Source organism: Paraglaciecola sp. (assembly GCF_030730205.1).
Classification (GTDB): Bacteria; Pseudomonadota; Gammaproteobacteria; order Enterobacterales; family Alteromonadaceae; genus Paraglaciecola.
In genome coordinates, this window is sequence record NZ_JANQVQ010000288.1 from 37,534 (window position 1) to 60,200 (window position 22,667).

A 22,667-nucleotide genomic window follows, 5' to 3' on the forward strand; every position below is an offset into this window, starting at 1 on the left:
TAGCTGCGCATTTTGCCGACTAATCAAGCTAACAGCAAATTCTTTGCCCCTATTTTTAACTAATCAGATCAGTATAAAAACTCAATATCGTGCGGTTTATTGTAAGATTTGCCAGTTAATTTCAAGTTGTTCGTCGTTGCTAGCCACATAAATAGATTGACCACTTAGAGTTATTGTCCACTCACTGGTTCGCGCTATCGTGGCACTGAGTGTCTGTATTTCAGTCCAATAAAAACGTCTCACTTCGGCGCTGAGGCTTTCAAACTGTGGCAAGCTTTGTTTCCACCATACATCGCATTTGCTATTAAAACTGTAGATCAAAGTACGCTTAGACAAACGACATGCTTTTTTAATTCGGTCAAACGCGGGCTCACCCACATCAATCCAGCAATGTAATTGGTCATCCAGACCTTTTAACCAAATATCAGGCTCATCAATAGCACTTAAACCTTTGGTAAAAGCCATCAGTTGCTCTTGATCGTCATGAGCGTGTAAACAAAAGGCAAGTAATCTTACCGCCATACGCTCCATTGTTTCAGAGGGATGCTGTGCAAGTGTCAGATTAAAATTAGCAAAATGATCATGATTAAGATCGGCCAGAGCAATTTTAAATTTGTAAATGGTAGGCTTTAAGGCCATCTATATTCTCTTGATTAAGGCATTGAAACTGGGGTGCTATTCATTCGTGGTGTTACTTGATTGTCGGGCATCGCATGTCGGGCATCGCATGTCGCACATCGCATGTCGTAATACCAGTTTATGCAACCCGGCTCACAAACAATGCGGTGCTATCAACTGAAACAGTAACGCAAACCAGTTTTGGTTAGAATTTACAGTACAGTAGCACAAAATGTCAGGCAAATTTAGATTAAGGGCTTGATGATTAGAATAGGCTCACGAAAGCGAAATTTCCGGCTAAAAGCGGATAATCCTCATAAAAACAAGTGCAGCGAACTTTATATAGACAAGTGACAAAGCCTTATCCTCCATCAAAAAATAAACATTTTTTATTTGAGAAAAAATCATTGTTTTCAACAATTTAGCATTGTATATATTGAAGTTGCTAAAATAATTTTTAGTAACAGGTAGCATAATAAATCGACTAATCACGTTGTATCTTTCAGGTTAATCTCTGGCGATTCAGCAGTGGATAGATTGAATAAAAAACACAAAAAATTCGGAAGCATACATGAAAACTAAACTGTCCTCTTTAACGAAAAACATTCGTTTCATCATAGCGACATCTGCGGCACTTGGTGCAACAGCGGTTGGCTCGGTAAACGCGCAAGAAACACCACAAGCAGAAGCCAACGTTGAAAAAATTGCAGTCGTGGGCTCAAGAGGTGCACCTCGTTCAGTTCAAGACTCACCCGTACCGGTCGACATTATTGGCGGCGATGAACTTAATAAAGCAGGTTCAGCAGATATGCTGGATTTATTGGTTGGCGCCATTCCATCCTTTAGCGCTCGCTTACAACCTATCTCAGACGCGGCAACCTTAATTCGCCCAGTCAATTTGCGTGGTCTACCATCAGACAGCACTTTAGTGCTTGTTAACGGTAAACGACGTCACCGTGCATCGGTCATCGCCTTTCAAGGTGGTGGTGTAAATGACGGTGCTCAAGGTCCTGATATTTCTGTTATTCCTAGCATCGCAATTAAACAAGTAGAAGTGTTACGTGACGGTGCGGCTGCACAATACGGCTCTGACGCGATTGCCGGTGTGATGAATTTTGTTTTAAAAGATGCCGCTGAAGGTGGCTCATTTGAAGTTAAACACGGCGAATATTACGAGGGTGATGGGGGTACAACAACCTATGCGGGTAACCTTGGTTTACCCTTTACCAAAGACGGTTTCGCCAATTTAAGTTTTCAGCTAAAAAATGCTGACGCAACAAGCCGTAGCGTGCAACGCCCTGATGCAGCTGGCCTTATTGCAGGCGGCAATACTTCAGTTCAAGATCCTGCTCAAATTTGGGGTAACCCTGAAATAAAAGACGACATCACTGTGTTCGGTAATGTGGGCTTAGATTTGGGCGATGACAAAGAATTTTACATGTTTGGTAACTATTCGGAGCGCGATGTAACAGGTGGTTTTTATTACCGTAACCCCCATAATCGTGGTCAGGTTTATTCAGCAGATGGCGGTGCCACTTTGCTAGTCGGCGATGTAGGCCAATCACAGGGGCTTGCACGTACGTGTGCAGAAGTACCTGCAAATGTACCCAATGTATTAGTGACCGATGAATACCAAGCGATGGTAGCAGATCCAAACTGTTTCTCCATGAACCAAATTTTCCCTGGCGGTTACACACCGGCTTTTGGCGGTAATATTGTTGATACATCACTTGCCATTGGTACAAAGGGAGAAATAAAAAGCGGTATGTTGGCTGAGGTCATGTATGACATCAGCGGTTCGGTTGGTCGCAGTGAATCTGCATTTAACCTAAAAAACACCCTAAATCCGTCGTTAGGATTAGCAACGCCTACCGAATTCGATACGGGCAAATACATCCAATTAGAAAAGATGTTTAACCTAGACTTAGTTAAATCAGTCGATGCGGGTTTATATGAGCCTTTGAGCGTCGCGGGTGGTTTAGAATGGCGTGAAGAGTCTTTCGAAATCATCGCGGGTGAACAGTCTTCTTGGGAAGCTGGCCCTTATGCTGACCAAGGCTTCAACATTGGCTCTCATGGTTTCAAAGGTTTTGGTCCTGAAAGTGCTGGCGTGAATACTCGACGCAGCGTGGCTGCATATGTCGATGTAGAAGCTCCACTAACGGAAGATTTGCTTTTAGGCGCAGCTATTCGCTATGAAGATTTTACCACCTTTGGTGATACCACTAACTACAAACTGACGTTCCAATACAGCGTTTCTGAAGACTTTTCATTACGCGGTTCGACAAGCACAGGTTTCCGAGCGCCCACCGTTGGACAAGCCAATGTTGTGAACACGCAAACATCAATTGTTGGTGGTGATCTTATCCAAAGTTTCTTAGCACCCCCTACGGATCCCTTGTCCTCGTTTTATGGCGGTAAAGAGTTAACACCAGAAGACTCAACCAGCTATGCGCTTGGTGCGGTTTATCAACAAGGTGATTTATTCCTCAGCGTTGACTATTACAACATAGAAGTAGAAGACCGTATTGCTCAATCAAGCCAAATTGACGTGCAAGCTGATGACTATGACCAACTTCGTGCCCTTGGTGTAGAAAATCCTGAGCTTATTTCAGCAGTGACTTACTTTGCTAACGACTTTGATACCACAACTCAAGGCGTTGATGTGGTAGTGAGCTACAAGGCTGAAATATTTGATAGCAGTGATACTAACTTCAATCTTGCTTACAACTGGAATAAAACCGAAGTAGACAAGTTCAACCCTGCTACTACATCAGTGGGCAAAATTCGTCGTTTAGAAGAAGGCCAGCCTGAGCATAGAGCCACCTTCACCATCTCACAAAACTGGGATAATGTGAGTGCCTTTATCCGTGCTAACTACTTTGGTGAATACTTTGCAGTGCATGCTGATGATGCTGAACCAGGCGGCTGGAACGAAATGGCTGATTCTGCGTTCACTATCGATGCAGAAGTGAGTTATTTTGTAACTGACCAAATAACCCTTTCTGCCGGAGCCACTAACTTGTTCGATCAAAAAGCACAAAAACTTAACGCAGATTCTTATGCTGCAGTGGGTGGCGTGTATTACGAAAGTGGTCCATTTGATTACAATGGTGGATTTTACTACGTTAAAGCAAGTTACAGCTTCTAAGCTACAGTAGACAATATGCCTAGCCTTGAATTGTTTACAAGGCTAGGCCATTTTGTTTTTTTGCAAACAACCTGCTTAACTAGCAATTTATCGCATACAAAGGGATAATGTCGCGGAAATAGAATCCAACGCACTCATAGGCCAACCTGCAGCACTAACATGTCAAACCTTGAAGCAACCTACCTGCGATGTCGCACTCAATTAGAAAGAATGATCGGACGCATCGTGAAACGGGACGACATCGAAGATATCGTGCAAGAAACCTTCATCAAAAGTTACGAAGCAGAATTGCAAAACGAAATTACCTTTGAACGCACTTATATGTTCAGAACAGCGAGAAACCTAGCGCTCAACCACGTATCAAGAGCCAGTGAAAAACACAATCAATCCTTAGACGATGTTGAAACCTTACCCTCAAGTTTAACCAGTCAAAGCTTAGAAAAACAAATCGAAAGTAAACAACGTTTTCTTGATTTTTACCGTGCAACCGACAACTTATCGCCAGAAGTAAAGCGGGTCTTTTTGATGAAAAAAGTGTACGGCATGAGCCAAAAGGACATTGCCCAACATTGTTCACTCAGCGAAAGCACCGTTGAGAAACATGTGGCAAAAGGACTATTGCAATGTTCCTTGTATCTACAAAGCCTAAATGAACCTACAAAACAACAGACAGGCACAGAAACAACAAAAAAGATGCCTCAATATCTGCGAAGAAGTAAATGACCAACATTAAAACATTTAACAGTAAAGAAACCATTCAGCAGCAAGCAAGTGAATGGATCAGCCGAATCGACCGTGGCCTTCGCGCTGATGAACACAAAGCCTTTAAAAACTGGGTAAATAGCAGTGAGTCTCATCGACAAATTTTATTCGACATGGCCCAAACCTGGGACGACATGAGTGCCTTAAATGAACTTAAAGATTTGATGCCACTGAATAAATTAGCGGCGGGGCCACAAAAGCCATATCGCTCACCCCGCTTAGCCTTAGCTGCTAGCGTGGCTTTTGTGATGTTTTCTGTGTTGAGCTTTTTAATGTTTAAGCCATCTCAATTGAACGGCAACGACGCCCTAGCACACCAACTGATGACCCATGTAGGAGAACAAAAACCCGTTACCTTAGATGATGGCTCGGTCGTGTATTTAAATACCAATTCTGAACTTAGTGTTCATTTTACTGAGCAAACACGCCACATTACTTTAATAAGAGGCGAAGCCTTATTTGAAGTTGCTCATGATACCGCGCGACCCTTTATTGTATCTGCAGCAGGTAATACTGTAACCGCAGTAGGCACCGCATTTAATATGCAACTGCTCGACGAACAACGCTTTGAATTATTGGTCACCGAAGGCAAAGTCTTACTCAAAAATGAAATGACCAGCCATGCAGATGCTTCCGATGAAGTACTTGACCCACTTGCAACACAACATGGCGGTTTACTGCTAGTGGCTGGGCAAAAAGCCTTAGTGGCTGAAAACTCAGCCCAAGAGCATGACTTGAGTATCGAACAAATCCAAAATGAGCTTGCTTGGCGACAAGGTATTGTGGTTTTTCATGGTGAACCACTGGTCAAAGCCTTAAATGAAATTAGTCGCTACATGCCAGTAAACTTTAATTTTGATAATGAAAAATTGAAAGAGAAACGCGTTGCCGGTTACTTCAAAGCGGGCGATCTTGATGGTTTACTTGCTGCATTAAACAATAATTTCAACATTCAATATAAAAAAGTAAACGACAACACTATCTTATTGTTCTCCGATATTTAATATTTCTATCCGCAAAAACTAGGCATCAAGAGTCATGTTATCACTCTTGATGCATCTTCTAAATTTAACGAAGCGTGCTAAACTGCCAAAATCGCTGCAATTAAATTTCATTATTATTCGATATGCGCCATGTTTTCTACATACTGTTGTTGTTTTCATCTTATGTATCTGCAGAAGGCGTTTATCAATTTAACATCCCTGCACAGCAAGCAGACAAAGCGCTAACCTTATTTGCAAAACAAGCAAACACCACATTATTGTTTCCCATCGACATCGCCGAACTAGAAACAGCCAATAGCGTAGTGGGTGAATACAGTTTAACCATCGGTATCGTTAAATTACTCGAAGGTACGGGCTTATACCCCGTCAAAGAGCAAGACGGTAGTTTCAGCGTTAAGCCTATTCGTTTTGTAGAAGTGCAAACTAAAGAGTCAGCGCAAAGCGTTCAACAAACTGAATTTGTTGATACACAAAGTATTGAAACGATTGCCATTTTAGGCAGTCGCTCGTCGGCTCGATCCATCATTGACTCAGCCGTTCCTTTGGATATTTTAAATGTTGAAAAATTGACTCGGCAAGGCTCTACTGATATCAATTCAATGCTCGCCGCCCTTGTGCCGTCATTCAATGTCAACGACCAACCGATAAACGACGCATCAACATTAGTCCGCCCCTCTAATTTAAGAGGCATGGCTTCTGATCACACGCTTGTGCTGATTAACGGTAAACGAAGGCATCGCTCAGCAGCAATTACTTTTTTAGGAGGCGCCTTATCTGACGGTGCACAAGGCGTAGATTTATCAACAATTCCGGTCTCATCAATCAAACAAGTCGAAATTTTGCGCGATGGAGCGGCCGCACAATATGGCTCAGATGCAATCGCAGGGGTCATTAACTTTGAATTAAACGACAGTGATGCAGGTGGTCGGTTTGAGGCGCGTATTGGGTCTTACGGCCAAGGCGATGGTGAATTACTGCAATTGTTAGGAGACGTAGGCTTTTCATTAAACGACAAAGGGTTTGCACATATCAGTGCTGAATATAAACAGCAAGAAGCCACCTCTAATAGTGTACAACGCTCTGATGCCGCTGCGCTTATTAATGCAGGTAATACAGCAGTTAACACACCAGCCCAACAATGGGGCATTCCTACCTTGCATTACGATGCCAAATTTGCGGCAAACGTAGGCTATCAGCTTGATGAAAAAGAACTGTATCTTTTTACCAATACCTCTGAGCGGCGCATAGAGGGTGGCTTTTATTTTCGTAATCCACAAACTCGTCAGGGCGTGTTTGAAAGTGAGCCAGACAGCAGTGGCATGCATCAATTGCTCGTTGCTGATTTAGATGGACTGGGACAGGGTATTAGCTGCCCTATTATTTATTTAGCGGATGATAACGTACTTGATGATGCAAATTATGGCTTAATTGCCGATAACACAACAGCCGTCGGCGCGAATTGCTTTGCTTTTAATGAGATATATCCTGGCGGGTTTACGCCTCAGTTTGGCGGTACGGTGCGAGATGGCGCGATGGTAGCCGGCCTAAAAGGGCAAACAACAAATAATTGGAACTATGATCTCAGTGCTGGTTTAGGCTATTCAGAAATTTCCTATCATATTAGCCAAACGGTTAACCCCTCATTGGGTATTTACTCGCCTAGCGAATTTTCCCCCGGCACGGCCACACAATACGAACGCACTCTTAATTTTGATGTATTTAAGCCTTATGAGCTCAATGACGATGCCGTGTTAACGATTGCCGCTGGCTTAGAGTGGCGCCGTGAAAGATATAGACAAAAAGTCGGAGATTTAGCCTCTTATCAAATTGGTCAATTTGCTTACGACCCCGCTACTGGTTTGTCGCAAGGATTCAGTGCTGGCTCCAATGGCTTTCCTGGCTATAGCCCTAAATCTGCAGGAAGCTGGCAACGCAGCAACTGGGCCATTTATAGCGACGCAGAACTGAAGTATCAGCAAACTTTGCTCGGTTTGGCCATGCGCTTCGAAGACTTCACTGATTTTGGCACAACCTTAGATGGCAAATTCTCGTTGCTTACACCAATTAACGATAGGGTTAAGGTTAGAGGCTCTATTAGTAGTGGCTTTAAAGCCCCAACGGTCGGTCAAAGTAATGTTGTGAATGTAACAACTGCATTTTCTCCCAAAGGCTTGGAAGATCAGTCAACGCTGCCGCCAACTCACCCTATTTCTGCTCAGTTAGGTGCGCAACCTTTAAAAGCTGAAAAATCGATAAATACCAGCTTGGGTTTAGTGAGTCAGCCCACTGAAAATTTATTTATTACCTTGGACTATTTTAGGATCCGCTTAAACGACCGAATCAGTACCACATCGCCTTTATATTTAAGTAGTGACGACATAGCCTCGCTTCTGGCTAATGGCATTACAGAAGCGAGCAATTACGGCAGTGCCAAATTTTTTACTAACGATTTTGATAGCACGACTCAAGGTATAGACCTAGTGATGCATTACGACACCACCTTGTTAGGTGCGCGCAGTCGTGTGGGACTCATCTATAATTGGACGGATACCCAAATAGATCGCGTGAACACCTACCCCTTGACTGCAGAAAACGGCGAAATCATTCTTTCTAGTAATTTAACGCCTCAGCGCATTAAAATGCTGGAAGACAACCTACCCAGCCAACGTGCTAGTGTCACCCTTGAGCAAAGCTTCAAGCAATTCAGTAGTAATTTACAATTGAATTATTACGGTGGATATTATGAAGATCATCTCAACGCTGCTGCGGGTTATGATATTGAGGCTGGTTCAGAAATCACCTTAGATGTGGACTTGAGCTACTATTTACATCGACATTTTCGTCTATCGGTGGGAGCCAAAAATTTGTTTGATGATAGAGCAGATAGCAATCCCTATGCGGATGTTGCAGGCGCTAAATACCCAGCAACAGCGCCTCAGGGATTGAGCGGCGGCTTCTATTATTTACGTGCAATTTATGAATATTAACCGTGTAACAGACTTAGTGCTTAGGTACACTTTACTTCTTTGTGCTATCAACTAGGCCACTGACACTTTGTTTAAACCACTTCCAGCTACCACTATTGCACTGATTGTTGTGTGCCTTGGTTCCTTTATCGGTCCACTGGGTATGGCTTCGGTCAATATTGCCATTCCTGATCTGGCAGCAGACTTACATGCAAATGCGAGATTAGTCGGCTGGTTACCCACCATTTTTCTTCTTAGCAATGTGGCGTTCATGTTGCCTTTTGGAAAATTGGCAGACAATTACGGCCGGAAACGTATTTATACCTATGGTTTGCTTCTAAACGCACTGTCGTCGTTAATGTGTGCTTGGGCTGACGTGATCGAGTGGGTCTTGTTTTGGCGCTTTGTACAAGGTGCCGCATCGGCGATGATTTTTGGTACCGGGGTGGCAATTCTAAGTTCAGTGACCCCTGCCGATAAACGAGGGTTTGCGCTTGGATTAGCGGCCACCTGCGTTTATGTAGGTTTAACGGTGGCACCTGCTATTGGCGGATGGCTGACCGAATTATGGGGCTGGCGAGCGGTGTTTTTGTTTCAAGTCCCCTTAGTGTGTTTGTTAATACTCGTGATCAAATTAGGCCTTAAAGGTGAGTGGAAATCAGCACGCCATTCAAAATTTGATTGGCGTGGCACCAGCATTTTCGCCATTTCCACCAGTGCCCTCGTGTTTGGTCTGAGTTTGCTGCCTAGCGTGTTAGGATTTGGTTTATTGGCTGTGGCCATTGCAACCATGGTGCTATTCGTGTTTCATCAAAGCCGCCATTCAGAACCTCTAATCAGGGTGCAAATGTTTCGTGAGAGTCGGGTGTTTTCGATGTCTTTGAGCACATCGTTTTTAATGTACGCCAGTGTTTACCCCCTGTCTTTTTTGCTGAGCTTGTATTTGCAGTATGTAAAAGGGTTTAGTCCCGCCCATGCTGGTCAAATTATTCTTTTACAGGCTTTTTCTATGGCTATCGTTGCGCCTTTTGCGGGTAAATTCTCTGACCGTGTGCAACCGCGAAAAATCGCTTCAGCGGGCTGTGCGATTGTGGCATTAGGCTTTATTATTCTCAGTCAAATCGGGATCAATACCTCAGCCACCTATATTGGCGCCTCATTATTGTTAATTGGCCTAGGCTTTGGTTTATTTTCTACGCCCAACAATAATGCCATCATGGGCGCGGTCAATAGTCGAGAACTAGGTGTGGCATCTGCCAGTATGAATTTATCGCGTACCATCGGAAATCTAGTGGGAATGAGTGTAGTTAATTTGCTCGTTCATTTGTATCTTGGGGATGCGAGACTCACTGAACAACAATATCCTGCATTGTTGAATACCATCTCATTGTCTTTATACATATCAGTGGGTTGCGTTGTACTGGCTAGTTTTTTCTCTGCTTTTAGGGGACGAGAAACTAAAAGTAATCAGCCACAACAATGAGTCAGCACGTCACTATGTTCCAGCAACTCAGTGAGCAACTGTTACATCACCAGCATTTTTGGCGACCCGTTGCGTTTTATCATAACACCCTAGCATGGATGACTGAACACCCTGATTTAGTTAAGCGCTTATACGCCTTATCCCACGACCAAATAGACCAGTTAGCTGGCTGCTCTGAGACACTAACAGCGTTTTTATCCGACAATATTCCCGCAGCACCAGCACTTTTTGCCTTATCTCAACTTGAGCTGGCCCCTGTAAAAACCTTATCCGATGTTTCTCCCCATTTTTATGCTGGCATACCGGGGCGGAAGTGGCAGCAAATTAAAGCGTTTACGCAGAGCATGGACCACACCTCACCCAGTATTACTGAATGGTGTGCAGGTAAATCCCATTTGGGATTTTATTTACAACATGTGCATAAATCGAAGATAGAGGCACTAGAATGGGACTCAAACCTAGTTGAACAAGCCAATCAAAGGGCTCAGCAGCACAATGTACCGCTGCATTCTCACTGCATTGACGTACTGAATCCTGAGGCTGAGCAATATTTACGACAATCGCAACATGTGGTGGCCTTACATGCCTGTGGTGAACTGCACGAGCACTTATTGCAACTGAGTATTGCGCACAACGTAAATGCGTTACACCTTGCCCCCTGCTGTTACCATAAACGCCGCGGGACAGTCTATCAGCCCTTATCCACTCTCGGCCGCTCCTTGGATTTAGGACTTAACAAGACTGAACTGCATACCGCTGTTATGGAAACCGTAACCGCTGGGGCCACAGTGCAAAGGCAACGCAAGCAATTGCAAATCATGCGACTGGGTTTTGACTGTTTGCAACGGGTTTTACTGGCTAAGAATGAATTTTTGTCTGTCCCTTCCCTACCGATGAGTTGGGCCAAGGCTGAATTTAGTGACTTTTGCCGCCACTGTGCCCACTTAGTCAATATTGAGTTACCACTAAACATTGATTGGAATGACTACTTACAACAAGGTGAAACCCGCTTTAAACAAGTTTCAGCCTTAGATTTAGTGCGGTTTTTATTTAGACGGCCCATCGAAGTATGGCTGGCCCTCGATCGCGCTCTGATGCTTGAAGAACAGGGTTATAAGGTGAGTGTTACTCGGTTCTGCTCACCTGCAGTGACCCCTCGTAACATTCTTATTCAAGCCACTTTAAAGGCTAATCTTCAGCCTTATTCAATCTAATCGGTGATACCTAAAACCTCTGCTCGTTCAATCTTACATTCATAGGAGCCCATTTCAAATTCTCTGCAAACTAAGGGCCTGTAAGCATATATAGTACACATTAGGGTATTGCGATCCAGCGCTGCACACCAGCCGTCAGCATGACGCTTCATGACCTCTACATGATGGGCATTTTCAGTAATAAAATACTGAGGGACGCCAGTATCAGTCAACAATCTAACTTCAAGTCGACAACAACAGGCTTGGCAGTTTTGGCAGGTGATGGTGGGGTCTGGAAGGACACTATATTCTATTGTCATAATTAATTCGTAACCTGAGTGAAGCGCTATGTTAACGCAAATACCCTGTAAGGAGTGAATTTCGTGGTTGTATCAAGGTCTTATGCTCAGTAATATGTAATATCATGACAACTAAGCGACGATAGTAGCAGCGCACGTGTTTCACCCTTACCTATTAAAAACAATACTGCTCTTTAGTTTATATGCAAGCTGCGTGTCTGATGTTTATTCAGCAACAAACAAACACCTCGTAATATCAGTTAACTCTCCAGGTTCAATGCCTTATTTGTACTTCGATGCAAAAAATCAAAAATATGCAGGTTTGGTCGTCGACTTTTTTGTTCAATTGCACGAGCAAGGACTATTTGATACCGAATACATTGATTCTAACCAAATGCGCAGTGAACAATTTTTATTAAGTGGTAAAGCAGATATCTACTTGGCTAATAAAGCATGGTTGGCCCAAGCGGATAAATTCATTTTTAGTGAGCCAATAATTCAACACGCGACGTACTTGTATAGCCTCAGTCCGTTCGATGAATCGTTTTCTACGACTAACTTGAACAATAAACTTATTTGCACCCACCAAAACTTTATCTATAGCGGCTTAACTGACTCTTTTGCAGAGAAAAAAATAAAGCGCGTTGATGCCAGTGATCAGCAGACCATGGCCACAATGTTTAAAAATGGTCGCTGTGATTATATGGCTATGAACAACTACAATGCGGCTGAGATATTTTCAAAGCAGACATATTGCGATATTAAAGTGTATCAAAGTCCGCAACCTACCAGCATGGTTAATCTGTACTTTGTGATGCGCCCCGAATTTACTGAGGTTAAATCTGTTATCGACCAGTACTTGCACGTTTTTAAAAACAGTGGAAAAGCCGAAAAGTCTTTAGCAAGCCACGCAACAAGCCCTAATTTTCCACTTGAGACCCCCTGTCTCACACTTGTAAATCCCCACCCCTAAGCACTCAATCAGGGTTAGCCTGTATTTACCCCCTTAAAAGTGTCCTACACTTTGGCCCATTGCAAAAATACCTAAGGATTTCAACTTGTGTATATTGCACAGTGCTTTGTAAATATTTCATTTTTCAAGCAAAGCTAAAAGTGATTTATTGGCTCAAGCCCTTTTAAAATGAGGAATAAAGGGCTGGTACATGATTTGAATGCCTTGTCGTCAGAGATAAAAACCAAGAGTCAATTTATGCAAGCCTTTCAAATTGGCTTGTAAGCACCATTTGGCCCAAGCACTAGAGACGACGATAGGAAAAACAATGAAATTTGAAGCACTAGATAAATTTTGGCACCTCATCAATGAAAAATTGCAGCTGTGGTTAGAAGTCAGTATAAAAAATCTACCCAATTTCGTAGTGGCCTTATTTATTGCCATTAGTTTTGCCTTCATATCTCGTGTCGCGAGTAATGCATTACGAAAACTGCTCCACTCAACTCTAGAATCCCGCCAAATTGCCGACTTGCTAGCCTCCATATTCAGAATTATCGTATTAGTAATAGGCCTATTTATCGCGCTAGATTTTTTAGGTTTGTCTGGCACCGTAACATCACTATTGGCGGGAGCAGGAATTGTAGGCTTGGCCATTGGATTTGCCTTTCAAGACATGACGGAGAATCTGATTGCAGGCATTGCCATGGGGATCCGAAAACCTTTTAAAATAGGTGATGTGGTTAAAGCTGATGATGTCTTTGGTAATGTAAGAACCATTAATTTACGCAATACCTTAGTTGAAACATTTTTTGGCCAACTCAAAATTGTTCCCAACAAAATTTTGTTTAGGGAAACCTTAACCAATTATTCAGTATTAGGGATCCGCCGAATTGAGGTTCCAGTAGGTATATCCTATGGAGACGAACCTCAAAAGGCCGCAGAGTTGATTGTGGAAAAAGTGAATGAGCTGGATTTCGTCATTAAAAAGGAAGAAACCGCAGTGTACGCTGAAGGGTTCGGCGACAGCAGTATCAATTTATTAGTGTGGTTTTGGATAGACTATCCGGGCGAAACGGGTTACATGCAAGCAAGACATACAGCCATAGTAACAATCAAAAAAGCGTTAGAAGACGCTGACATTCTTATCCCCTTCCCCATCAGAACCCTTGATTTTGGGGCTAAGGGCGGTGAAAAGCTTGATACTATGTTGTCGAGCAAAGTGGCTCAAGCCAAAATAAAACCAGATGAATCTGCCAAGTAAGTGGGCATCATCTGGCTTTGATTATTCGCGTTTAGTTTCCCAAGTGAGGTAAGTGCTTGATGGTTTTGTAAGTGAATGCCATTTTCACACATTGGCGGAATATTAATGCGGGAATAGGAGAGTTGAGATTGAGCACAATAGCTCGATTGCCTTGCAAAATTAGCAGATCGGCATAACGTTCTCGAAAGGTCTCAACCAGGGAAGTGTGGCAATTAAAAAACAGGAAACATTGTTGTGGAGTAGTGGCTTTCCAGCCCATGCAAACTGGCGTACCGCCTTTGACGCTATAACTTGGCTCACCCCACTTGATGCTCTCGTGCACTTCACCTAGTTGGTGAGATGCCGCGACATCGAAAATAATAGCTCTAAGTTGCATTAGGGTTGTTTGAACCGAGTTTGGGTGACAACTTAATGTACTTAGCACCTGTTTATTCATCATCCATCTTATTTTTCTATTGCGCTAACTAACATCACTTCAACCTTATTTCTGCCATCCCCTTTGGCCTTGTAAAGCGCGATATCAGCCTTCTTGAGCTGAGTATCAACCGAGAGCGAGGGCGTTGCCTCACTGACACATACCCCAATGCTCGCAGTGATAGTAAAGTTTTCATGTGTTTCTGAGGTAAAACAAAGTGCTGAAATACTCACTCTTAATCGCTCACAAATACCAACTGCCTGAGAGTCGTCTTCTAGTAATATACAAAAGCCAAACTCTTCTCCACCGTAACGACCGAAGACATCTTCTTGTCTAAAGAACAAAGAAAAACACTCAGCTACCTTTATCAGCACTTTGTCGCCCATATCATGGCCAAAGGTATCGTTAATGTTTTTAAAATAATCGACATCCACGATACCGACCAAAAAAAACATGCTCCCTCGTTTGGCTCTACTAAGTAGTTTTTCTGCTTGGTCTAAAAAGCATCTTCGATTCGGAATTTGCGTTAATACGTCGTAGTAGGCATATTGAAAGAGTTTTTTATTGGCATCATGTAGCTCAATTGTTCTTTCTCTTATTAACCTCTCAAGATCAACTTTTAGCTCTTTAAGCTTCTTGTTATTGCTTTCTAATTGCTCGGCACTATAAATTTCTTGGGTGATATCTCTTTGAATTGCCGCAAAATGCGTCACTTCATTATAGCGATTCGTTAAAGGGAAAATATTAATGTCCAACCAGTAAGGGTGACCCGTTTTTGTGTAGTTACGTACTTTAGCTGACACACTTGAACGATTTTTTAGCGCTGTACTGATGCGCTTAAGCTCTGCCGGATCAGTTTCTTTGCCTTGCAGTATTCGAGGCGTCTCACCTATTGCTTCCTCGCGGCTATAGCCTGTCAGTTTCACAAAAGCCTCGTTTACGTAGACAATGCGAGGCCCCAATGGCGCAGCCAGATCGTCCGCTTCAGTAACAATCACTATTTCGGCAGAATTATCTGCAATAGCTTTAAACGAGAACAAGCCTTTCTGCTCGGTAATATCGCTAAAGGTAATAACAATAAAACTGTCTTTTTCTTTACTCGCTATTTCAGGATAGGCATTGACCATAAACCAAGACGGTTTTACTTGAGCACTGTCTATCACCCCCATAATCATATTATTCACAGGTCCTTTAAATCGCTTTACCTGTGTGACAGGAAATTGGTCACTGGACAAAGGATGTTTGTCTTCATCAATAAAGCGCCATACAGGATCAAGAGCATCTTTCCCTAAGATTTGCTCATGAGTAAGTCGCAGCAAACGCAAAGCGGTTGGATTAGCATAAACCACCGAGGTGTCCCACCGATGTATCACAACGGCAATATTAGCATTTTCGAGCAGATTTTTTAGAATTGGACTTTCAAAATTCCCCATCAGACATCCTTTTGCTAGTTAAAAGTCAATGGAAACCGCTAAAACGAAGAGTAGACCAAAAATCGACATAGCCGAGGTATTTTTAAAAATAAATTTTGATGTAAATCAATGCCATTTGTATGTAGTTAACAGAAATAGAAAACAGGAGAGAACTATTTTACACCAGCGTCAATCTGGCTGAATCACGCAAAGGTTAATAGTAGGCTGGCGCTAGAGAGTGGTAATGAGTGGATGAGAAGTGAGCCAAGGATCACTGGCCTTTAACAAAAAAGGTGCTGTGGCCACTATACCCACTCAATGAAGCGGTATAACCAAACCAGCACCCTTTGTATTCAATCAAATTAGCTTTGTAAATCGTCTTTACGCAGCCGTTTTATCATTCAAGCGCCCAAAAGCCCTTGTATCGTCAAATTAGATTGCAACAACTTTGTTTGCACATGGGCCTTTTTGACCCTGGCCAACTTCAAATTCAACCGCTTGACCATCGTTCAAAGAGGCGAACTGGCCACCAGCTTGAATTTCAGAGTGGTGAACGAAAAGGTCCTTACCGCCATCTTCAGGAGTAATAAAGCCGAAACCTTTATCTGCGTTGAACCACTTAACTGTACCTTTACTCATTTAATTTACTCTTTTAATTTGGTGAAATGTTGTTTAATAGTATCCGAACTCACCAATCCGCATACCCAGAAACTGATGGGGCGTAGCTTACACGCATTAGGGCTTAAGCAATACAACTAACTTCACTATCTGGTAATTAGTTGCCAAAACAACAACAAATCCTCCTTTCCTATAAAAATCCCAGTATATTTGCCAGATAGGTGAAGCAAAAGGCTCGTTTAATTCTGTTTGCTTTTTCTTGTTAAGGTCCGCCAAACGAAATCCAAGTCTTGCGACTTAAACTGATAAGGTAACAAGACACTGTCGATTTCAGAGAACTGCGATACGTTAAGCTCTGCTACCGCATGGTTAAATACATAATTATCAGAAAACCCCATTCTAATATCAGACACTACTAATTGGCCCTCTATTATCTCACTTTGCATAAAACCATGAGTAAACCACGCCAAACGCTTCACTGCATTTAAGTCTTTGGCCTGGTTCAATAAGTCATTATTCAGTTTAAAACGGTTAAATTCGATGGCTTGGTCAGATTCTAACAAGGAATAAAAGCCCTCTAAATAATGGGTATCTTGCAATACAACCACACGCCATAGTAGCGAATTAAAAGGCGTGGGGGTGCTGAATATCTGTGTTTGATTTTGTTTGGTTGAAACCAATACCTGCTGATCGACAAAAAATTTAGCGGCCCATGTCCACATTAAATAGACAGAACTGAGGGCAACCCCTGCTGCTAAAACCTTAGGCGAAATAGAAGCCCTAGGTTTAATTAAAATAAATAAGGTTCCTACTAATAAGGGCAAGGTATAAAGCGGGTCAATAATAAATATGGTGCTCCAAGACACGGGGGGAGAACTTAAGGGCCAAAACAGCTGGGTACCATAAGCGGTATGGGCATCTAATACAGGGTGAGTGATTAAGGCCAAAAAAATCGCAGCAAACCAGGCGTAAGGCGCCTCTTGCACAGGGCGATACCAGCGTTTAAGCAGAGTCCAAAGCACTAACGAGACAGGTATTAAAACAAATAAGGAATGACTGAATCCACGATGATAAGTAAAGTTCGTCACCGCATCACCGTAATCAATAAAAACATCGAGGTCTGGTAACGTACCTAGCGCAGCACCCATTATCGCTGCCTTACGTTTAGCACCTTGCGGTACGCACACTGCAGCAACGGATGCTCCCAAAACGATTTGTGTCAAAGAATCCAAAGCCCACTCCATCTTCACTATGATTAATTACTAGCTAACAACGACGGTTAGTTTGTATAAGTTCATTATTCCAACGCTAAGGCTGTTTGCGTGTGCATAAAGTCATTAATTTTAGGATGTTCAGCACTCCAACCTAACAAAAAGCGATGAAAATCAGCCCATACAAAAGGAATAAGCGCACGCCATTCTTGCTCTAGATGCTCAAACTCAGTTTGACTGTATTGGCTCATCACCTGCTTAAGCACTGAAAAATAGTAATCGATAAATTGATCATGTAAGGCCCATAACTGTTTGTCTTGCAAGCAGCTTCCTAAAAAGTACATCACGTCTTTAACCCCTACCCCTGTACCGACGTATTGAAAATCCACTGCCGCGACAGCATTGCTTTGACTGAAACAAAAATTGGCCAACTTAGCGTCACCATGCACTAAGGTACGAAAGCGTGCAGCTTCTATGGTATCGGCAATATATTTTGCATTGTCTTTTAGCATTCCTTTTGGCATTGCTTGGTATTCATCTTGACGCGTGGCAAAGTGCCAATAGCTACCTATTGGCCATAAGCCGGGCGTTTCGGTATTAATAAAACGCCCATGAAAATGAGCTAACCAACTCAGCACCGCTTTTATTTGGATCTCGTTTATTTTGTGGTGTACTCGGTTAAAACCTGTGGTGTCGAGGTCTTCCATAATAAGTGTCTGTTGCTCACCTTGCTCAGAGCACTGTATTAAACCGACAAATTGCGGCACGTAACACGCTTCGTCACAAAAAGAGGCAAAAGATTGATAAAAATTAGCTTCTACAGCATAGGAAGTCACTTTGCGCTGATGACTCACATCACTATGCCACCCCCGAGGATGAAGCACTTCTGAGGGCGGTTTAACATGCTTCACTATTATGCTCCTATTAAGTTTGGGGCTAAAGTAACGAGCAATTTCACCGTAGTTGCTCCATAAGCGCTGCAGAATCTTGCGCTTACACAGATGATTATCGTCAAAATACTCACGAAGCAGTTGGTCTAAGGATGAATACATATTTGCCTAATAGGGTAACTGACTGATTAATAAATAAAACTATAAGTAAAATGACCTTAATTAGGTTAATTTACGTTAACAAAATACCATAAATTACAAAAAACAGGGGTTCTATGAAAAAAACGATACTTGCTGCAAGCGTCGCTAGCCTATTGTTACTCAGTGCATGCAGTCAACCCACGAAACAAAGCCAAACCGTTTCACTGCCAGCTGCAACCGAGACTACTAGCGCCCAACTCGGACGTTTTGGTATCGAGTTAGATGCACGTGATGAGACAATTAAACCTGGTGATGATTTTTTCCAATATGCAGGAGGGACGTGGTACAAAAACTTTGACATGCCCAGCGATAAAACGCGGTATGGCGCATTTGATAAATTAGCAGAACAAAGCGAAACCCAAATTAAAGCCATCATCGAAGAAATCAGTATGGCGTCAGAATTAAGTGATGAACAGCAGATGATTGCTGATTTCTACGCGTCTTTTATGAATGCAGAACAAATCAATCAAGCAGGTATTACCCCCATTCAGCCGGTACTGGATAAACTCAATAACATCAGCACAATGCCACAACTCACTGAGGCTTTTGGCCGAGCATGGTTAGATGGTTCAGTGAGCCCGATTTCTGGCGGTATGGGCTTTAACCGGCTTGATCCAAACCAGTATCAAATGTCTATTGCGGTTAGTGGCTTAGGCATGCCAGACCGCTCTTATTATTTAGAAGATAACGAACGCTTTATTAGCATTAGGGCCGCCTATGTGCAGCACATCGAGCAAATGCTGAATTTTGCCAATGTAGAAAATGCCGCAGATAGAGCAAAACACATCTTGGCGCTTGAAACCAAAATTGCCGAAGCACAATGGCCACGAGAAAAACGTAGAAACCGCGATTTAAGCTTAAACCAAATAGAGCGAGCAAATCTGTCTAGCGAATACCCCAACTTTGCTTGGGATAACTATTTTGCGCAAACTGAATATCAAGTTCCTCACCTAAATGTATCTCAGCCTGAGCCCATCAAAAATGTTATCAACATCATTAACAATGAACCGTTAAGCGTTTGGAAAGACTATCTTACCTATCACACTATTTCTAATCATGCCGACTTGCTGTCAGACGATATTTTTAATGCCAATTTCGATTTCTACGGAAAAACCTTAAACGGTCAACAAGAGCCGCGTCCTAGATGGAAACGAGCAATATCCGAGATGTCTGGTACCCAATCTTTAGGATTCGCCATTGGCAAAACCTATGTGGAAAAACACTTTCCCGCTAGTTCAAAAGCGCAAATGGCTGAACTGGTAGAAAACCTGCGCAAAGCCTTGGGCGAACGTATCGAAAACCTAGACTGGATGAGCGAAGCGACCAAAGTCAATGCTCAAGCAAAATTAGCTGCCTTTAATCCTAAAATCGCTTACCCCGATGTCTGGCAAAGTTTTACGGGTCTCGACATCAAAGCTGACGACTTAGTGGGAAATGTAGTGCGTATGCGCCAATTCTTTAGAAGTGACAGTGCCGCTAAAGAACTAGCAAAAACCGATCGGGAGCGCTGGGGTATGGCACCGCAACGTGTAAACGCGTATTACAATAGTTCTTTCAATGAAATCGTATTCCCTGCCGCAATTTTACAGCCGCCTTTCTTTGATCCCAATGCCGATCCTGCCGTTAACTACGGTGCGATAGGCGCCGTTATTGGTCATGAAATGGGCCACGGCTTTGATGACCAAGGTTCTAAGTCTGATGCCAACGGTATTCAACAAAACTGGTGGACAGACCAAGATAGGGCCGCATTTGAACTCAAAGCAGATGCCCTCGCCGCGCAATACAGCGCTTACGAACCCATAGAAGGAAATTTTGTTAATGGCCGCAATAGTTTAGGAGAAAACATTGGTGATGTGGGTGGCTTAGCGATGGCCTATCATGCCTACAAACTAAGCTTGAATTCACAGGAAGCCCCGATAATTGATGGCACTACTGGAGATCAACGTTTTTTCTTAGCTTGGGCGCAAGTCTGGCGTGAAAAACGGACCGAGCAAAGTATGCTATCGCAGCTTAAAGCAGGCACCCATGCACCAGGCAAATTTAGGGCCTTAGCACCTCGTAACCACGATGCATGGTATAGCGCATTTGACGTAAAAGAAGGGGATGCCCTTTACCTCGCACCTGAACAACGAGTTAGAATTTGGTAAGGCAAGCTTGACGTAAAAAGCGCTTCGGCGCTTTTTTAACATGCTAATTTGGCGCCCAATATGGCTAAAGTGAAGTGTTGAGACTGAGTTGATGATAAAAGGATGTGGCGAGTAGAAAAAACGACCAACAATACGTTCGCGGCCAAAACCGCTCCTAAAAAAACAGCTTGCCTTAACGCAAAACGTGCAGCCGAAGCTGCACGTTTAATGACATCTAATCAGGTAAATAGCAACTAAAGCTTAGATGCTTATTCCCATTCAATGGTGGCAGGTGGTTTACCTGAAATATCGTAAACGACCCGTGAAATCCCGTCAATTTCATTAATAATACGATTCGATACTTTACCCAAAAAGTCATAAGGTAAGTGGGCCCAATGTGCCGTCATAAAGTCGATGGTTTCTACCGCACGAAGCGATACAACCCAATCGTATTTGCGCGCATCGCCCATGACGCCAACCGACTTAACCGGCAAAAATACCGTAAAGGCTTGGCTGACTTTATTGTATAAGTCCGCGTTGTGCAGCTCTTCAATAAAAATAGCATCCGCGCGGCGTAACAAATCGCAATATTCTTTTTTCACTTCACCTAATACCCGCACCCCTAAACCCGGTCCGGGGAAAGGATGACGGTATAACATGTCGTAAGGTAAACCCAGCTCTAAGCCCACTTTACGGACTTCGTCTTTAAACAATTCGCGCAGTGGTTCAACAAGGCCCATTTTCATGTCAGCGGGTAAGCCGCCTACATTATGGTGAGATTTAATCACATGGGCTTTACCGGTAGCAGAGCCAGCAGATTCAATGACATCAGGGTAAATAGTTCCTTGGGCAAGCCATTTAGCATCCACTAGCTTTTTCGATTCTTCGTCAAATACTTCAACAAATACCCGACCAATAATTTTACGTTTAGCTTCTGGTTCATCAACGCCAGCCAAGGCAGACAAGAAACGCTCTTCGGCTTCAATTTTACGAATATTTAAACCAAAGTGGTCGCCAAACATGTCCATGACTTGTTTGCCTTCATTAAGACGCAACAAGCCATTGTCGACAAAAACACAGGTAAGTTGCTTGCCAATGGCGCGGTGCAACAGCATGGCTACGACAGAGGAGTCAACGCCGCCTGATAAACCTAAAATCACTTCATCGTCGCCAATTTGCGCTTTCATACGAGCAACGGCATCTTCAATAATCGCGCCCGGAGTCCATAGTTTTTCACAGCCACAAATGTCTAGTACAAAATGCGATAAGATGCGCTGACCTTGACGGGTATGGGTCACTTCAGGGTGAAATTGTACACCGTAAAATTGTTTTTCAGGGTTTACAAAGGCCGCAAACGGACAGCTATCCGTTTTTGCCGCCGTAATAAATCCAGGAGGCGCCGCACTCACTTTATCGCCATGGCTCATCCACACATCCAGTAAGGCATTGCCATTACCGCCAATGTGATCTTCGATGTTATTCAATAATGCCATATCAGGTGCGATAACTTCGACTTGAGCATAACCAAACTCACGCTTGTCAGAGCCTTGTACCGCGCCGCCGAGTTGCTCTGCCATGGTTTGCATACCATAACAAATCCCAAATACGGGTACGCCTGCTTCAAATACGTATTGTGGGGCCCGAGGCGAATCGGCTGCATGCACTGATTCAGGACCACCAGACAAAATAATACCATTTGGATTAAATTCGCGAATTTGTGCTTCGCTCACATCCCAAGCCCAAAGTTCACAGTAAACACCGATTTCACGCACACGACGCGCAATCAACTGGGTATACTGCGAGCCAAAATCAAGGATCAAAATTCGTTGGTCATGGATATTCGTGGTCATGTAGTTACTCTTTTGCAAAAAAAAAAGGACTGAGAACGCTCAATTCCTAATTACAATGTAAATGCTGTCAATCATAGGAGTTGCAGCACGGATGTAAAACAAAGCCGTCAAATTATTTAGTCCCATGAACGCAAAAATAATACATGATAGGGATTCATAATGACGACAATGCTGCTGCCACTTCTAGGATGCTCAGCATCAACCTAATCGGTAGTTTGGCGCTTCTTTGGTAATGCTTACATCATGCACATGGGA

At 43.1% G+C, this 22,667-nt stretch carries 17 protein-coding genes; 9 read left to right on the forward strand and 8 right to left on the reverse strand.

The genetic code is table 11. The annotated features are described in order from the left end of the window. Positions 1-96: 96 nt before the first annotated feature. Entirely contained in the window at positions 97-639 is a 543-nt protein-coding gene (locus NWQ57_RS18360; protein ID WP_306023624.1) for a YaeQ family protein, read from the reverse strand. 550 nt (positions 640-1,189) lie between these two features. On the opposite strand from NWQ57_RS18360, the gene NWQ57_RS18365 reads away from it, so the two are divergent. From NWQ57_RS18365 to NWQ57_RS18390, 6 genes are all read left to right on the forward strand, one after another. After that, complete coding sequence (locus tag NWQ57_RS18365) at positions 1,190-3,769, forward strand: TonB-dependent siderophore receptor (RefSeq protein WP_306023625.1); 2,580 nt, start codon at positions 1,190-1,192, stop codon at positions 3,767-3,769. 159 nt (positions 3,770-3,928) lie between these two features. Then, a complete protein-coding gene (locus tag NWQ57_RS18370) occupies positions 3,929-4,492 on the forward strand; it encodes an RNA polymerase sigma factor (RefSeq protein WP_306023626.1) in 564 nt (187 codons plus the stop codon). Beyond that, positions 4,489-5,535: a FecR family protein gene (locus tag NWQ57_RS18375; protein ID WP_306023627.1), complete on the forward strand. Its 1,047-nt coding sequence runs from the start codon at positions 4,489-4,491 to the stop codon at positions 5,533-5,535. Before NWQ57_RS18370 ends, NWQ57_RS18375 begins: the two co-directional genes overlap by 4 nt. A gap of 122 nt (positions 5,536-5,657) precedes the next feature. Then, a complete protein-coding gene (locus tag NWQ57_RS18380) occupies positions 5,658-8,522 on the forward strand; it encodes a TonB-dependent siderophore receptor (protein ID WP_306023628.1) in 2,865 nt (954 codons plus the stop codon). Positions 8,523-8,589: 67 nt separating this feature from the next. Beyond that, the gene (locus tag NWQ57_RS18385; protein ID WP_306023629.1) at positions 8,590-9,984 is read left to right on the forward strand and encodes an MFS transporter; all 1,395 of its coding nucleotides are present in this window, start codon (positions 8,590-8,592) and stop codon (positions 9,982-9,984) included. Next, entirely contained in the window at positions 9,981-11,198 is a 1,218-nt protein-coding gene (locus NWQ57_RS18390; protein ID WP_306023630.1) for a methyltransferase, read from the forward strand. The genes NWQ57_RS18385 and NWQ57_RS18390 overlap by 4 nt, the downstream gene beginning before the upstream one ends. Here the strand turns inward: NWQ57_RS18390 and NWQ57_RS18395 are convergent. Next, complete coding sequence (locus NWQ57_RS18395) at positions 11,195-11,497, reverse strand: YkgJ family cysteine cluster protein (RefSeq protein ID WP_306023631.1); 303 nt, start codon at positions 11,495-11,497, stop codon at positions 11,195-11,197. The genes NWQ57_RS18390 and NWQ57_RS18395 overlap by 4 nt on opposite strands. Before the next feature lie 193 nt (positions 11,498-11,690). Between NWQ57_RS18395 and NWQ57_RS18400 the strand changes: the two genes are divergently transcribed. Beyond that, complete coding sequence (locus NWQ57_RS18400; protein WP_306023632.1) at positions 11,691-12,449, forward strand: ABC transporter substrate-binding protein; 759 nt, start codon at positions 11,691-11,693, stop codon at positions 12,447-12,449. Positions 12,450-12,756: 307 nt separating this feature from the next. Then, the gene (locus tag NWQ57_RS18405; RefSeq protein ID WP_306023633.1) at positions 12,757-13,689 is read left to right on the forward strand and encodes a mechanosensitive ion channel family protein; all 933 of its coding nucleotides are present in this window, start codon (positions 12,757-12,759) and stop codon (positions 13,687-13,689) included. Between the two features lie 31 nt (positions 13,690-13,720). Here NWQ57_RS18405 and NWQ57_RS18410 read toward each other — a convergent pair whose 3' ends face one another. From NWQ57_RS18410 to NWQ57_RS18430, 5 genes are all read right to left on the reverse strand, one after another. Further along, a complete protein-coding gene (locus NWQ57_RS18410) occupies positions 13,721-14,065 on the reverse strand; it encodes a DUF1801 domain-containing protein (RefSeq protein ID WP_306023634.1) in 345 nt (114 codons plus the stop codon). A gap of 68 nt (positions 14,066-14,133) precedes the next feature. After that, entirely contained in the window at positions 14,134-15,537 is a 1,404-nt protein-coding gene (locus NWQ57_RS18415; RefSeq protein WP_306023635.1) for a diguanylate cyclase, read from the reverse strand. A gap of 411 nt (positions 15,538-15,948) precedes the next feature. Next, the gene (locus NWQ57_RS18420; protein ID WP_007104897.1) at positions 15,949-16,155 is read right to left on the reverse strand and encodes a cold-shock protein; all 207 of its coding nucleotides are present in this window, start codon (positions 16,153-16,155) and stop codon (positions 15,949-15,951) included. 218 nt (positions 16,156-16,373) lie between these two features. Continuing rightward, complete coding sequence (locus NWQ57_RS18425; RefSeq protein ID WP_306023636.1) at positions 16,374-17,366, reverse strand: metal-dependent hydrolase; 993 nt, start codon at positions 17,364-17,366, stop codon at positions 16,374-16,376. A gap of 65 nt (positions 17,367-17,431) precedes the next feature. Continuing rightward, positions 17,432-18,256 (reverse strand): phosphotransferase, encoded by an 825-nt coding sequence (locus tag NWQ57_RS18430; RefSeq protein ID WP_306023637.1) that lies wholly within the window; start codon positions 18,254-18,256, stop codon positions 17,432-17,434. Positions 18,257-18,510: 254 nt separating this feature from the next. On the opposite strand from NWQ57_RS18430, the gene NWQ57_RS18435 reads away from it, so the two are divergent. Then, a complete protein-coding gene (locus NWQ57_RS18435; protein ID WP_306023638.1) occupies positions 18,511-20,583 on the forward strand; it encodes a M13 family metallopeptidase in 2,073 nt (690 codons plus the stop codon). Positions 20,584-20,831: 248 nt separating this feature from the next. Here the strand turns inward: NWQ57_RS18435 and guaA are convergent, their stop codons facing one another. Next, a complete protein-coding gene (gene guaA / locus NWQ57_RS18440; protein ID WP_306023639.1) occupies positions 20,832-22,412 on the reverse strand; it encodes a glutamine-hydrolyzing GMP synthase in 1,581 nt (526 codons plus the stop codon). Between the last annotated feature and the right edge of the window lie 255 nt (positions 22,413-22,667).

What these genes read in the sequence shown, in the direction of transcription:
- NWQ57_RS18390 (WP_306023630.1), top strand. Translation starts at nt 9,981, where the DNA reads ATGAGTCAGCACGTCACTATGTTCCAGCAACTCAGTGAGCAACTGTTA.
- NWQ57_RS18375 (WP_306023627.1), top strand. Translation starts at nt 4,489, where the DNA reads ATGACCAACATTAAAACATTTAACAGTAAAGAAACCATTCAGCAGCAA.
- NWQ57_RS18405 (WP_306023633.1), top strand. Translation starts at nt 12,757, where the DNA reads ATGAAATTTGAAGCACTAGATAAATTTTGGCACCTCATCAATGAAAAA.
- NWQ57_RS18370 (WP_306023626.1), top strand. Translation starts at nt 3,929, where the DNA reads ATGTCAAACCTTGAAGCAACCTACCTGCGATGTCGCACTCAATTAGAA.
- NWQ57_RS18420 (WP_007104897.1), bottom strand. Translation starts at nt 16,155, where the DNA reads ATGAGTAAAGGTACAGTTAAGTGGTTCAACGCAGATAAAGGTTTCGGC.
- NWQ57_RS18380 (WP_306023628.1), top strand. Translation starts at nt 5,658, where the DNA reads ATGCGCCATGTTTTCTACATACTGTTGTTGTTTTCATCTTATGTATCT.
- NWQ57_RS18360 (WP_306023624.1), bottom strand. Translation starts at nt 639, where the DNA reads ATGGCCTTAAAGCCTACCATTTACAAATTTAAAATTGCTCTGGCCGAT.
- guaA (WP_306023639.1), bottom strand. Translation starts at nt 22,412, where the DNA reads ATGACCACGAATATCCATGACCAACGAATTTTGATCCTTGATTTTGGC.
- NWQ57_RS18365 (WP_306023625.1), top strand. Translation starts at nt 1,190, where the DNA reads ATGAAAACTAAACTGTCCTCTTTAACGAAAAACATTCGTTTCATCATA.
- NWQ57_RS18395 (WP_306023631.1), bottom strand. Translation starts at nt 11,497, where the DNA reads ATGACAATAGAATATAGTGTCCTTCCAGACCCCACCATCACCTGCCAA.
- NWQ57_RS18435 (WP_306023638.1), top strand. Translation starts at nt 18,511, where the DNA reads ATGAAAAAAACGATACTTGCTGCAAGCGTCGCTAGCCTATTGTTACTC.
- NWQ57_RS18410 (WP_306023634.1), bottom strand. Translation starts at nt 14,065, where the DNA reads ATGCAACTTAGAGCTATTATTTTCGATGTCGCGGCATCTCACCAACTA.
- NWQ57_RS18415 (WP_306023635.1), bottom strand. Translation starts at nt 15,537, where the DNA reads ATGGGGAATTTTGAAAGTCCAATTCTAAAAAATCTGCTCGAAAATGCT.